Origin of the sequence: Levilactobacillus brevis, from assembly GCA_021383565.1 — a bacterium.
Lineage (GTDB): Bacteria > Bacillota > Bacilli > Lactobacillales > Lactobacillaceae > Levilactobacillus > Levilactobacillus brevis_B.
On record CP079699.1, the window covers coordinates 127,704 to 141,537 of the forward strand.

The window sequence follows — 13,834 nt, forward strand, 5'->3', positions numbered from 1 at the left end:
TATGAGGGATGTGGCGAAAGTCACGTTCCTTTTTTTTGCGAAAAAAGGGCTTGGACTTGTAGCTGGACCGATTCAGGTAAAGTCGATATGGGGCGTGAAAATTTATATTGCGGGTCGGTAATTATGTGTTACGTGTTATTATTTTTGTGAGGATGGTATGCGTTGAATCGATAAATATGCATAGATTATAAGCAGTGGTCTTGAGCTTTTAAACGAGGAGACAGTTGCTAACACAAAACATTTAAACACGTGAGTAGACCATAGCAATCCTGTATTCATGGGATTTAATATTTGTGCAAGAAAAGCAAAAACGGGGGTTAACATTTCGAGTTGTATTTTACCTGTGAATCTAATATAATGAATTTTGTTAATAGGGGAATCAGTATAGGGGAGTCTGCATTTTTGCTTTCAATTGTTGTGTACTGATTAACGGTCATTCAATCAGGTTTTGTGCGAGCGTTCGATAGTTAAGTTAACGTTGACAAGATGGGGACCAGCGTCGTTGGGGAATGGCGTGAGATTGAATGATGAGTATTTCGGCCGCTGTTTTGACTAGATAGTGGCACGGTTTCGGTTTTTTAAGGAGCGGATAATCTTTGAAGTTTAAATCAATCATGCTATCTGTGATGGCCATTGGGTTAGGATTAGTAGTTTGGGGACGACAGGTTACGGCGAGGGCGGATTTGACGAGTGACTTGGCCAAGGCACCGCAGGGTGTACCAGTCGATAGTTATTTTAAATTTGGAACCATCAGTAATAATTCTGCTGTCTTGACCAAGACCGATTTTGGCGAAAACCAAGCTGTTCAGTTGACGGATGCCAAGCAACAACTGGGGATGATTTGGACCAGCGATGATGCCAGGATGAACTTGAATGTTGATCAGACGGCCTCCATGTGGATGTATTTTGGCGACCGGAATATGAGCTCCGGCGATGGGATGGCGTTTGTCATGCAAAATGATGACCGCAAAATCAGTGCGAGTACAGTGGATGCCAATGGTCACCCAGTTAGTGGTGAAACTCTGGGCGTATGGGGAACCGATCAGGATAAGACGATGGCGACTTCGGCTGAAGTGGCTAAGACGGGGATTCAAAATAGCTGGGCTCTGGAATTTGATACTTTTAAAAATGTCACGACCGGAAACTCGGCTTTGGGGCTCGGGAGTTCTTTCGACAGTGATCCCGCCGTGGTAAAAGGATATGCGCACATTGCATCTGGTTTTCCCGGTGACGCGGGGACGTATACGATGCACTCGGTCCCAATATCTACGACAACGAGGGTCCAGGATGGAACTGATTGGTTAGGTCTTCCCAAATATAAGGACGTCACAACGACCGATACGTACTATTATGCATCAATGAATCATGTACAACCCATCGTTGGCCCCAAGGCCAGTTGGCTTGTGAATGGTAATTGGTACCATGTGACGTTGAAATGGGACGCCACAGCCCAGACCATGACGTATATTTTCGACGATAAAGACCCGTCGACGGGGTTGGCTAAGGCCGATCCCGTCTCTAAAACCGTGGGTGTACCTAAGAGCAAGATTGACCCTCAAAATACGGGGGCTGTTCGTTGGGGCTTCACGGGGTCCACCGGGGGGAATTGGGAACCTAACGCTATCGTCTTCGAACAAGTACCGGGGATTGTCAATGCCACAGCCAACGCAACGCTAAAGGATGAGACGACGCAAAAGACCGTTACCAGTGGCGCGACGGTTGGTGCTGGACACAGCATGCGACTGACTTACAATTTGGCTTATACGGGTGGTAGTCAGAATTGGAAAGACATTCAGGCTAAGTTAAATTTGCCCAGTAACATTTCATTTTCTGATGGGACGATTGACTATGGTGATTCTAAATTAGGCAAGACGTACCTGACGGCTGACGATTTGAAGTCGGAAACGCCCACTTTGCCAATCTCGGAGATGTCTCAGGATAATCCGACGGCAACGATTACGCTAAATGGGACGGCTAAGGCGGGAAGCACGGCACTGACGCTGAATAAGTTTGTGGGCGCCAATGCGCTTACCGATGCGTCTGTTCCAGCGTTTACGGTTCAAGCCCCAACTAAGACGAGTGCTCTGAATTTTGAATTGACGGGTGATAGCGCCAAGGGGATCACCAGCATTTCGCCAGATGATCCGGTCTCAGTGACGGGGCAATTGCACTATGACGATAACAGCACGGTGGTGAATAAAACCACCACGCTCCATCCGGTGCTGAACGGCGAGTCCTTGCAGACACAACCGCTGAGCACCTCGGCAGCGGTGGGAGCGGTCACGTACGACGTGCCGACTGCTAAGTTGCTATCTGGTCAGGACAATACACTTCAGCTATATGCCGAGGATGGTGACGGCCGAATCTCCAGGAAGGTCACCTATACGATTACGGTTAAGTCCGGGTTGTTGGATCTATCCGTTCCGACCGGCGCAACCTTTAAAACGACGACGTTGGCGGGAAGAGAGCAACGGATTCAGCCCAGTTCGGACCTAAACGTTTCCGTCAGTGATACGCGTGGTGAAGGGAATAAATGGACATTATATGCAAAAGCGACACCGTTCGTTTCGCTTTTCAGAGAGACGTTGCCGGCAACGTTGATTTACAAGGACGGACAGAATGAAACTAACTTAACGGCTGGCTATGGTGAGATTATGTCGCGAACAACCACGAGTGATCGAGATGTTACGACGATTTCTAACGATTGGTCGGCCGATGAGGGCCTCCTTCTGGATGTTCAGGGCAATGCGATCGGTGGGACACAGAGCTCGCCATTACGCTACGGTGGTGTGATTACATGGAGCTTTACGAATGCGCCGGATACCAATTAAATCTCAGAACCAGCTGATTAAATTCGGCTGGTTTTTTTATCTTGGAATGAGTGTATCAAAAGCAGCGAAGAATAGCTAACGTTATCTGCTAAAGATTGGAAAGGAAATTAGCAATATAAATATTGTTATATCAACGATTATCGTAGCTTTTGGATGATAGACATGCTATACTTTTTGGAAATGATCAATGGTGTCGTTATTAAATGAGTTATACTATAAAAACCGTTATCAGGAATTATGGGTGAATCCATTGAAGATCGGAAGGAAGCAAATAGTGAAGACCATAATACTTATGTTAAGCCAAGTCGTTATCAGTTTGGGATTGTTCGCTTGGCACCGGATAGTAATTGGTCCATTAAGGTTCGCGATCAGTACGGAAAAGGCCAACATTGGGCGCTTCAAGCCAGCGCCACACCGTTCTCGCCTAAGTCCGGGCGACGACTCCGTGGGCACCTCACCTATGTCGATGCGACTGGAAGTGAGCGCCCGTTGACAGCGCAATCAGCCAGTGTGGCCGTGACCCTGGTCAATCACCAGATAACTTCGGATGACGAGGTGGTAGATATTGTCGCGGACTGGCAGGCGCCGACCAAGCAGCATCACCGAGGACGTGGATTGTTCCTCGATGTCTATGGTGATGCTGTTCAGGACGATTATGCGGGCGAAATTCAGTGGCTGTTGACGGATGCACCGTCGACAATTTAACCGGAGTGTGCTGCTTAACAAAAAACACGCCAGCCGTTGACCGCAACTTGGGCGGAAACAACAGACTGACGTGATGATTAACGCGTAGATTAGGCCAGTTTGTCCAGCCAGGCCGGTAGTGCGGCGGCCAGTTCTTGGTAGGTTAACTCAAACTTATGGGTGTACCACGGATCGTCGATAGCTTCACCCTCGCGACCCGGGAGAATATCGAGGCACAACTTGACCTTGGCCGCATCCGCCGCGTTGGGTGCCATGCGTTGTAGGTTAGCGACGTTGGCGTGATCCATGGTGATGATGATATCCGCCCAGTCGAAATCCGTAGCCGTGATGGGCCGGGACCGGTGCTGGCTGGCGTCTAAGCCGTGTGCACGCATTGCTTTGAGCGCGCCGGGGTGGGGATGATTACCTTCTTCTTCCGGGCTAGTTGCTACGGAAGCCACCTCGAAGTCGGCCGTCAGATGACGCTTCTCAAGTAGATCGTTAAAGATGGCCTCAGCCATTGGGGAACGACAGATGTTGCCTAAGCAAACAAAAAGCACATGTTGCATGGAGAACCTCCTAATTATTGGTAAAGTCAGGCGTACTTGTTGGAGTCTGGATTTACCTTTTGTTATGATGAGTGTACCAGAATTTTGAGAAGGAGTGATTGAAATGTCTTGGATTATTTTGATTGTCGTGTTAGCCATTTTAGTCTTATGGTACGTCAGCGCCTATAACGGCCTGATTAAGACCCGGACGTACGTCCAAGAATCGTGGAGTCAGATTGATGTGCAACTCAAGCGGCGGAACGATTTAATTCCTAACTTGGTTTCCACGACTAAGGGGTACGCTAACTATGAGCAGGGCACGTTGAAAAAGGTGGTCGAATTACGGAACCAATTGACGGCCATTCCCGCCGATGACCATCAGCAAACGATGGAAGTGTCCAACCAATTGTCGACCACACTGCGGTCGTTATTTGCTCTGTCCGAAAACTATCCGGACTTAAAGGCCAACACCCAGTTTAAAGAATTAATGGAAGAATTAACCAATACTGAAAATAAGATTGCCTATTCTCGGCAACTATACAACAGTTCCGTGGCCAGCTTAACGGTGAAGATTCAATCTTTCCCCAGCAATATTGTGGCCAAGATTCACCATTTCAAGGAAAACGAATACCTGCAAGTTCCTGAAGAAGAGAAGACGACTCCTAAAGTTAATTTTGATGATTTCAATCAATCCGATAAGTAGGCGATCACATGTTATATGACCAAATAGCCATGAACAAACGGCGGACGGGCTATGTCATGTTTGGCTTCGGCCTGTTAGTCTTGCTCATTGGTGCCGCGTTAGGTTACCTGTTCTGGAACAATTGGCAATCCGGGGCGGTGATTGCGCTCGTGGTCGCGGTGGTCTACATGCTGATTATGATTAGCCAGTCGACCAACGTGGTCATGAGCATGAACCATGCCCGAGAGATTACCGATGTGAGCCAAGCACCACAACTCTGGCACATGATTGAAGACATGGCGCTCGTGGGTAAGGTGCCCATGCCGCGAGTCTTCATCATTGACGATCCTAGTCCCAACGCTTTTGCGACGGGCAACAGTCCGGAAAAGTCAGCGGTGGCCGTGACCACCGGGATTTTGCAGCGGCTGAACCGTGAAGAGTTGGAGGGCGTCATTGGCCACGAGATTTCGCACGTACGTAATTACGATATTCGGCTGCAGACCATTGCCTTGGCATTATCCGCGGCAATCGGGATGTTGGTGAACTTTGCCAGCAACTGGTTGTGGTGGGGCGGTGGGCGCCGGCGTGATGATGACCGGGACTCGGCGGGCAATGCCATCGCCCTAGTGATTTCCATCGTGCTGATTATATTGGCACCGCTGGCGGCTAGCATTGCGCAAATGGCGTTGTCCCGCAACCGAGAGTACCTCGCCGACGCTTCAAGCGTAGAACTCACGCGGAATCCGCAGGGCCTCATCAACGCACTGCGTAAGATTGACGACAGTGAGCCGATGGAAGCCGCCGATCCCAACAGCTCGGCCTTGTACATTGGTGATCCGTTCAAGAATAAGCATCGGTTGGGCGACCTCTTTTCCACGCATCCGCCGATTGCTGATCGCATTGCGCGACTCGAAAAAATGTAAAATAAAGTAGCGGTTTTCGCACCCGTTTCGTAGTACAATTAACATTGAGACTAGGGGAAAGAGTGTAAGCATATGCGCGGAAATTTTGTGTATTTAAGTTTAGAACCCGTCACGAATATGATTTATTCGCTCGGGATATCACCAGCTGATTTTTTGAATGGTATTCCGGCGATACCCAATCAGCTTCTTTTACTGAACGCTGAGTCGGGGAGTGACGTGGAGATCAATCCCCACACGCGTTTGCAGACAGTTACGGGGCAGACCCAGATTCGCCGTTACCTGTTGGCTAAGCATGAACACGCGGTAAAGTGGTTGGATTACGCGCATGGGGATGATTTAGATTTTCTCCTGCCCGGTGAGATTGCCGAGTTGCTCTACTTAGCCCACATGGAAACGCACATTCGGACGCCGTTTTATGCCAAGTTGCAAAATGACTATGCTTATTTGACGCTACGTGATGGTTTCTTTAAGGTGTATTACCGGAACCTACCCGATTTTGATCACGTGTTAGAGGTGAGTATCAAACGCCACCTACGCGCGATGCACAACAACCGGTGGGTCTTTGCTCGACCGTTGGCGATTAGCGACGTGCCCCACGAGATCCTGATTCAGTTGACTCAGGGGCTCTTGGACGGCATGATTATTGCCTTTGATCAGCTGGTCGAACGTCACCGAATCTACGTGATTCCGGTACGCGCCATCACACATCCAGAGCGGCAAAATACCTGGTATTCCCAAGAGGAAGTTTATGCGGACTCACGGGAGGTTGCCAGCTTACGTTACGATCTGACGACGCGCGAGTGGGCCCTGAGTATCCACGACAACCAGGTGTTTAGCGACGTGAAGGACCTGATTTAAACGAGATAATGCTTTGACCATCGGCGGCTGCGGCTACCGGTGGTTTTGTTTTTCGACCGTTGGTTGGGTTGGGAACAACCGATTAGGAATTGGAAATTAGTCGAGAGAAAAAAGCGGATAACCACGCCGATTGGCGGTAGGGCCCGGTGATTTCTGGCTAGTTTTAACCAGCGACTCTGGAATTCATGGTATAATAAGCCTCAGTATTTCATTTCGACCTTAACTGGGAAGTTGACGACTTCTCAGAAAATAATTTGCGGCGGAGGGCGTTACGACCCACCCGTTTACATAGGAGTATAAAACATGAAGATGCAGCTTGCTGAAATTGCTCACGCTGTGGGAGCAATTAATGATTTCGAACAATGGAGTAGTGTCAGTGTCACGAGTGTGGCTTTTGATAGTCGGCACCTTCAACCGGGCGGACTCTTTATCCCGTTGACGGGTGAGCAGGATGGTCATCAGTTCATTCAGTCGGCCATCGATCATGGTGCCGTGGCGACGCTGTGGGCACGCGACTTGGCGACTGCTCCTGCCAACTTTCCTGTGATTCAGGTCGCCGATTCCTTGAAGGCCTTACAGACGTTGGCGCAATACTATTTGACGAAGATTAACCCCCGAGTCGTGGCTATCACGGGGAGTAATGGGAAGACGACCACCAAGGATATGATTGCCAGCATTCTGGCGACCCAGTTCAACGTGACCAAGACCCACGCCAACTTCAACAACGAGATTGGGGTCCCCATGACCGTGCTGTCGATGGAACCCAATACGGAAATGTTGGTCGTGGAAATGGGGATGGATCGACCGGGTCAACTCGACTTCTTGAGTAACCTGGTTGCACCGGACATTGCCGTCATCACCATGATTGGTGAGGCCCATATCAAATTCTTCGGCACGCGCGATAAGATTGCGGACGCCAAGATGGAGATTACCCACGGCCTTAGCGAAGACGGTATTCTGGTCTATAATGGGGACGAACCGCTGCTCCGCGACCGGACGGCTGACTTGAAGCTGCGGCAACACACCTTTGGTCAACAGGATAGCGACGAACTCTTCGCGACTAAGATTACAGGGAGTGCCACGGCGACAACCTTCACCACCAACCTTTGGCCCGACAAATCGTTTAGCATTCCAATGATTGGAACCTACAATGTTAATAACGCGTTGGCCGCATTGGCCGTGGCCAACGTCTATCGGATTCGGCCGGAGAATGCTCAGAAGGCACTGAGCACGGTTAATCTGACCGAGAACCGGGCTGAATGGGTCAAAGGGGCCGCTGGTGAGGATATCTTAAGCGACGTTTATAACTCTAATCCCACGGCCGTCAAGCAGGTCTTAGCGGCCTTCTCGCAGACGCCCGTTACGGGTAAACGATACGCGGTGCTGGGAGATATGCTCGAGCTGGGGCTGCAGGCGGATACGATGCATGCGGATCTGGCGGAAGCCATCGATCCGGCTAAGATTAGCCACGTCTACCTGGTCGGAAAGCACATGGTGGCGTTACAACAACGTTTGGCCACCGAGAAACCGAATTTGCCCGTGACCCATTTTGCCGCGGATGACCTGCCAGCGCTTACATCAGCCCTTCAGGAATCGCTCACGGCCGACGATCAGATTTTATTGAAGGGATCTCACGGGATTCATTTGGAGCAAGTATTGGCGGCACTACAGGATTCTAATGAAAATTAATGAAAAAGATAAGCAATTCTCGCGAGTCGTGGGAGTTGCTTATTTTGTTTCACCGTTGTATGATGGCTTAGTTGCTTATTTAGAGAAACAAACTTACCCCGCGTTAGCCAATCATTCATCGCCCCATGGAAAACGGATTTTTTCCAAGATTTATGAGGCACTGGCGCGATGCACCTATTAGGAGGAAATTATTTTTGAAGTTTAAAGAACTGGGTCTTTCTGAAGACCTACTGAAGGCTGTTACGACAGCAGGTTACGAAGAAGCGACCCCAATTCAAGCCGAGACAATCCCCATGGTTTTGGCGGGTCAAGATGTTATTGGACAAGCCCAAACCGGGACCGGGAAGACTGCGGCATTTGCCTTACCAATTCTTGAAAAGATTGATAAGAAGAACGAAAACGTTCAAGCGCTAGTTGTTTCCCCAACACGGGAACTGGCCATTCAAACCCAAGAAGAAATTTATAAATTAGGCCGTAACGAACGGGCCAACGTCCAAGTCGTTTACGGTGGTGCTGACATTCGTCGGCAAATTAAAGCCTTAAAGAACCATCCACAAGTTGTTGTGGGGACCCCTGGTCGTTTACTGGACCACATCCGGCGCCACACCTTGAAGTTGGATCATGTTCAGATGTTAGTCTTGGATGAAGCCGATGAGATGTTAAACATGGGCTTCCTGGACGACATTGAAGATATCATCAAGCAATTGCCAGAGAAGCGCCAAACCATGCTCTTCTCCGCAACGATGCCACCAGAAATCAAGCGCGTTGGGGTGCAGTTCATGCAAGACCCTAAGCACGTGAAGATTAAGGCTAAGGAATTAACGACCGACTTGATCGATCAATTCTACGTCCGTTCTCGTGACTTTGAAAAGTTCGATATCATGACGCGGTTCTTCGATGTTCAAGACCCTGACTTGACGATTGTCTTTACTCGGACGAAGCGTCGGGTTGACGAAATCGCTAGTGGTTTACAAGCCCGCGGCTACAACGCTGCTGGGATTCATGGGGACTTGACGCAAAAGCGCCGGACCCAGATCATGAACGAGTTCCGTCACGGTAAGCTGGATATCTTAGTCGCAACCGACGTGGCTGCCCGGGGGATTGACATCAATGATGTGACCCACGTGTACAACTACGATATTCCACAAGACCCAGATAGTTATGTTCACCGTGTCGGCCGGACTGGCCGTGCCGGGAAGCATGGGGTTTCCATGACGTTTGTAACGCCAAACGAAATGGACTACTTGCGTGAAATCGAAAAGCTGACGAAGGTGCGGATGCTTCCTTTGAAGCCGCCTTCGGATGAAGAAGCACTGGTTAGTCAATTGGGCGCAGCGAAGGAAACCATCGCTGACCTGGTTAACAAGACGGATACTGAAAAGTACGCCAAGACGGCTGAGAGCCTGTTGGCCCAATACGATGCTGAAGACTTGGTTGCCGCTCTGTTGAACGACTTGACCAAGGACAACAACAATCAAGTACCCGTTAAGATTACGCCAGAACGGCCATTACCTAAGCGTGGTGGCAAGCGTCACGGCGGTGGCGGCTACCATCATGGTGGCAATCGTCGCGGCGGCAACGGTGGCGGTGGCTACCGTCATCGTCAAGACCGGCGAGGCAACGACCGTCATGGAAGCCGCGGTCATGATTCACGTAATCATGACTCACGCAACCATGGTGGCGATCGGAACCATCGCAGCAATAGTGGTCGGCGTTCTGAAGGTGGCCGTGGGTTCACCATTCGGAAAAAAGACTAAATTAAAGATAATTGATTAGAAGGAAGCAACGCTCGGTTAGGCAGACCGGGGGTTGCTTTTTCTTTTGGGCAAATTTGAATCACCCTAGCGGACAACAATATAGTGTAGTGTATAAATGGCTTTAAACAGGCGGGTAAAGCGTTAAACCCAACCGTTCCTTTACGCTTTAACGGTGGGGCCTAACCGTCAGTGAAGGGACTGTGCTTTCCCGCCAATTCAAGCCACAATTGCTAAAAATTAAAAAAATAAGCGCCCATTTCAAAAAAACCAGACCGTCATCGGAGACCGTTCCGTTGGCGTTTTTGATGTGTTCACAAAACAAATTACTCCACAAATCAATTTGTGAGCATATATTTTCTGTTGCGTTATGTTTGTCGCTGTGCTATTATTCTCTTATCGAAACGATATGCAAAAACTTATTAAAAGAATTTTCCCTTTAGACAACCAACCACGGAGGTTATTGAATATGGCCAATTACTTTGACTTACATGCTGCTTCTGCGCTCGCCACTAAGCCGGGTCCGTTTGTGACGATGACCTTACCCGTTACAGGGGTGCCCGCCACCGACCGGACTCAATTCAATAGTTTGTTGAAACAGGGGAAACGGTTGTTGGAAGATGTCGCACCGAAACGCCATTGGGCCGCGTATGAAGAATTTTTTGCGCCGTACGAACACGGGCCACTCACCAACGGGAGTGCGCGGGGCCTGCTGATTATGGCGGGGGCCACGGACAGTTACCATTACTGGTTACACACGGCCGTGGCGCCCACGGTGACGGTGACTTATCAACCCAATGTCTTGCCGATTCTTCAATCCCGCGATACGACCAGCGACTATGATCTCCTGTTGTTGGACAGCCAGGGCTTCGAGTTTGCCCAGGTCCGAAACGGTCGGCCAGAGCTGGTAAACCTGCCAGTCGATGCACCGAATACGCTGGAGAAGGCGTTGGGCAGTGAGCTTCGTGATCGCGGGCGCTGGCAACGGTCCGCGGGCGACAGTACCCATTACAGTGGCACGGGGACACTGGACGCCAGCAAGGCGGCTGACCAACGGAATTATTTCATGGCGGTCGATGCCTACGTGAGTCAGCAGTTCTCCAACGTCAATCAGGTACCGCTGATTCTGGTCGCCGGAGCGAATAATCAGGGGAACTTTAGAAAGTTAGCCCAGAACGCCTATTTGGATGCCAACGTGCGGGTGGTTCAGAACCCTAACTTGGCGGCGGCTAATCAGACTCTAGTGGCGTTAATGGTCGGCGTGAACGACCAACGCCATGTCCAGGCCAACCAGATTCGTCAGGACGCCTATGATAAGATGCGGCAACAGAATCAAGTCGTTCAGGACCTGGGGGCACTGGCAACGGCCGCCGTGCAAGGACAGTTGAGTAAGCTTTGGATTCAAGACGACGCCTTTCAGTCCGGTCACCTAACAGAGAGTGGGGACGTGATGACGGCGACAGCCTTGAGCCGACAGAATAACTTGTACAATGACCTCGCGCTGTTAGTTTCGCAGCGTGGTGGGCAGGTCGAGGTGCTGCCAGCGAACGCCATGCCAACTCGCAGCCCCATTGCAGCCCAGCTACGGATCAGAGAGTCCGTGCAGCTGTAATCTTGTTTGGTGGAAAAGTCATGCAAACCAAAAGCCGGAGGAATCGCCAGTCGTGGTGGCCCTCCGGTTTTTGGTTTGGCTTTGCTCGCGTAATGTTTGGCGATGTACCAATGGCCGCCTTACCGTTCGCCACCGTCATGTCAATCCACTTCGCCTGCGGCTGCCAGGGATTCCGCCTGCTGTGGGGACCGGCACGAGCCGAAGGGCGGTCTCGTACCTCGGTTTGAAGCCGTAAATCACGTCTTCAAACACGTCCGGTGAAGTAAACTGGCTGAGAAACGCCAGCTAACTTCACCCTCACGGCTGGCTCCATCCCTGGCCACCTACGGCTACGCTGGTCTGGTGGTCGTTCGTTTGATCGTGATGAGACATCTATACCCGGGCAATCGATTGGAGAAGTTAGTTGTCAGTCAAATTGACGGCGCCAATGTAGCCGAGAGTGAGTCAAATTTGGGCTCAGCCGGGGCGTTCATGGCTGGTGGTTTACCAGTCATGAACGGGCGACTTGGAAACGCTGATTTTTGGCGGTTTCAAGCGAGGACCAAGACCGCACTATGGCTTGGTCCGTCCTTCCCCAGCGTTCCAGCCCAAATTTGGCGAACGGCAAGGCGGACAATGTCTCCCGACCAGAATAAATTGAGATTAGTTTATATTTTCCCAAACCGGATAAGTATTGGGGGTCAATTTGTCAGGGCTGTGCTAGAATATAACCTAGACATTATAGAGAGGTGACATCATGATCTACGGAACCGGCATTGATATTACCGATTTGGCGCGTGTTAAGGCGGTTGTGGAGAAGCAACCGCAATTTTTGCAACGGGTCTTAACTCCCGGCGAACTGGCTGATTACCAACAATTGCGGGGTGCCCGAGCGGTTGAATTTATCGCTGGACGGTGGTCCGCGAAGGAGTCGTACAGCAAGGCCATGGGAACGGGAATTGGTCGGACGGTTGGCTTTCAAGATATTGAGATTCGTGACAATGAAGTTGGCCAGCCCATCGTGTTACGCCAGCCATTCGCGGGCAAAGCGCACGTCTCCATTTCCCACACGGCCACCGTGGTCATGACTCAGGTTATCTTAGAAAGAGGGCAAGCGTAATGGTAGTTGGGGTACATCGCCCAACGCAACTGGTCATCGACCGGGCTGCGCTACGGCATAACATTCACGCAGAAGTAGAACGGTTGGATCAAGGTTGCGAATTATTCATGGTCGTTAAGGCTAATGGCTATGGTCACGGGGCCATCCAGGTTGCGCAGGCAGCCAAGGATGCTGGTGCAACCGGCTTTTGTGTGGCCATCTTGGATGAAGCGCTGGAATTGCGGGCAGCCGGCTTCAACGAGCCAATTCTGGTGTTGGGAGTGACATCACCCGCCGATGCGCCGTTGATGGCGGCGGAAGATATCTCCGCGACGGTGGCGGCAACGGACTGGTTAGTCGATGCGCAAGCCTACTTGGACCTGACTGCCGATCTGACAGCGCCCCTGCACGTCCACTTGGGGATTGATACCGGGATGGGCCGGATTGGGTTCCGAACGGCAGCCGACCTGAAGACGGCCGTTGACTTCTTGCAGGCCCATGCCACGACGTTAGACTTTGAGGGAATCTTTACGCATTTCGCGACGGCAGATAGCCCCGACGACCGGTACTTCAAGCAACAGGTGGCCAAATGGCATGCGCTGACCGACGCCTTGCCGCGGCCCCGTTACGTCCACGTCTCCAACTCGGCGACGAGTCTCTGGCATGCCGACTGCAACGACAACATGATTCGTTTCGGCGTGTCCGGCTATGGCCTGAATCCGTCTGGCACGGCGATTGACGCGCCATATCCGCTGGAACCGGCTATGAGCCTGACCAGCGAATTGGTCTTCAGCAAGCGAATTGCGGCCGGCGATGCGGTGGGTTACGGCGCTACCTACACGGCCACTCAGGACGAATGGGTCGGCACCGTACCGATTGGCTACGCTGATGGCTATGAACGTCGTTTACAGGGCTTCCATGTCCTGATCGATGGCCAGGCTTGCGAAATCATTGGTCGCGTCTGCATGGACCAACTCATGGTGCGTTTACCCCATGATTATTCGCGGGGCACGACGGTTACCCTAGTGGGCAAAAATCACGGCGCGGAAATTACGCTGCAGGATGTTGCCGATTACTGTCAAACCATCCACTATGAGATTGCCTGTGGCTTTACCAGCCGCTTGCCACGGCGGTATCTCAATTAATTCAGCGGGTTATAGTGTCCAGGGTTGCTT

General features: G+C 51.0%; 12 protein-coding genes. 11 read left to right on the forward strand and 1 reads right to left on the reverse strand.

What is annotated here, in order from left to right; translation table 11 throughout:
• The first annotated feature begins 596 nt into the window (after positions 1-596).
• Entirely contained in the window at positions 597-2,831 is a 2,235-nt protein-coding gene (locus KB236_00595; protein UIF29302.1) for a hypothetical protein, read from the forward strand.
• A gap of 237 nt (positions 2,832-3,068) precedes the next feature.
• Complete coding sequence (locus KB236_00600; protein UIF29303.1) at positions 3,069-3,536, forward strand: hypothetical protein; 468 nt, start codon at positions 3,069-3,071, stop codon at positions 3,534-3,536.
• Positions 3,537-3,625: 89 nt separating this feature from the next.
• Here KB236_00600 and KB236_00605 read toward each other — a convergent pair whose 3' ends face one another.
• A complete protein-coding gene (locus tag KB236_00605) occupies positions 3,626-4,084 on the reverse strand; it encodes a low molecular weight phosphotyrosine protein phosphatase (protein ID UIF29304.1) in 459 nt (152 codons plus the stop codon).
• A gap of 103 nt (positions 4,085-4,187) precedes the next feature.
• Between KB236_00605 and KB236_00610 the strand changes: the two genes are divergently transcribed.
• The 9 genes from KB236_00610 (at position 4,188) to alr (ending at position 13,804) form a co-directional block, all read left to right on the forward strand.
• A complete protein-coding gene (locus KB236_00610) occupies positions 4,188-4,766 on the forward strand; it encodes a LemA family protein (GenBank protein UIF29305.1) in 579 nt (192 codons plus the stop codon).
• A gap of 8 nt (positions 4,767-4,774) precedes the next feature.
• Positions 4,775-5,668, forward strand: a complete 894-nt coding sequence (gene htpX, locus KB236_00615; protein UIF29306.1) for a zinc metalloprotease HtpX — start codon at positions 4,775-4,777, stop codon at positions 5,666-5,668.
• 72 nt (positions 5,669-5,740) lie between these two features.
• Positions 5,741-6,526, forward strand: coding sequence for a hypothetical protein (locus tag KB236_00620; protein UIF29307.1), 786 nt, complete (start codon positions 5,741-5,743; stop codon positions 6,524-6,526).
• Between the two features lie 303 nt (positions 6,527-6,829).
• A complete protein-coding gene (locus KB236_00625) occupies positions 6,830-8,215 on the forward strand; it encodes a UDP-N-acetylmuramoyl-tripeptide--D-alanyl-D-alanine ligase (protein UIF29308.1) in 1,386 nt (461 codons plus the stop codon).
• Positions 8,205-8,396 carry a hypothetical protein gene (locus KB236_00630; protein ID UIF29309.1) on the forward strand — a complete coding sequence of 64 codons (192 nt, stop codon included), beginning with the start codon at positions 8,205-8,207 and terminating at the stop codon, positions 8,394-8,396. The genes KB236_00625 and KB236_00630 overlap by 11 nt, the downstream gene beginning before the upstream one ends.
• On the forward strand, positions 8,368-9,972 hold the full coding sequence (locus tag KB236_00635; GenBank protein ID UIF29310.1) for a DEAD/DEAH box helicase: 1,605 nt from the start codon (positions 8,368-8,370) through the stop codon (positions 9,970-9,972). The genes KB236_00630 and KB236_00635 overlap by 29 nt, the downstream gene beginning before the upstream one ends.
• A gap of 466 nt (positions 9,973-10,438) precedes the next feature.
• Positions 10,439-11,581, forward strand: a complete 1,143-nt coding sequence (locus KB236_00640) for a hypothetical protein (GenBank protein ID UIF29311.1) — start codon at positions 10,439-10,441, stop codon at positions 11,579-11,581.
• A gap of 736 nt (positions 11,582-12,317) precedes the next feature.
• Positions 12,318-12,680, forward strand: coding sequence for a holo-ACP synthase (gene acpS, locus KB236_00645; protein ID UIF29312.1), 363 nt, complete (start codon positions 12,318-12,320; stop codon positions 12,678-12,680).
• Positions 12,680-13,804 (forward strand): alanine racemase, encoded by a 1,125-nt coding sequence (alr, locus tag KB236_00650; GenBank protein ID UIF29313.1) that lies wholly within the window; start codon positions 12,680-12,682, stop codon positions 13,802-13,804. The genes acpS and alr overlap by 1 nt, the downstream gene beginning before the upstream one ends.
• Positions 13,805-13,834 lie beyond the last annotated feature (30 nt).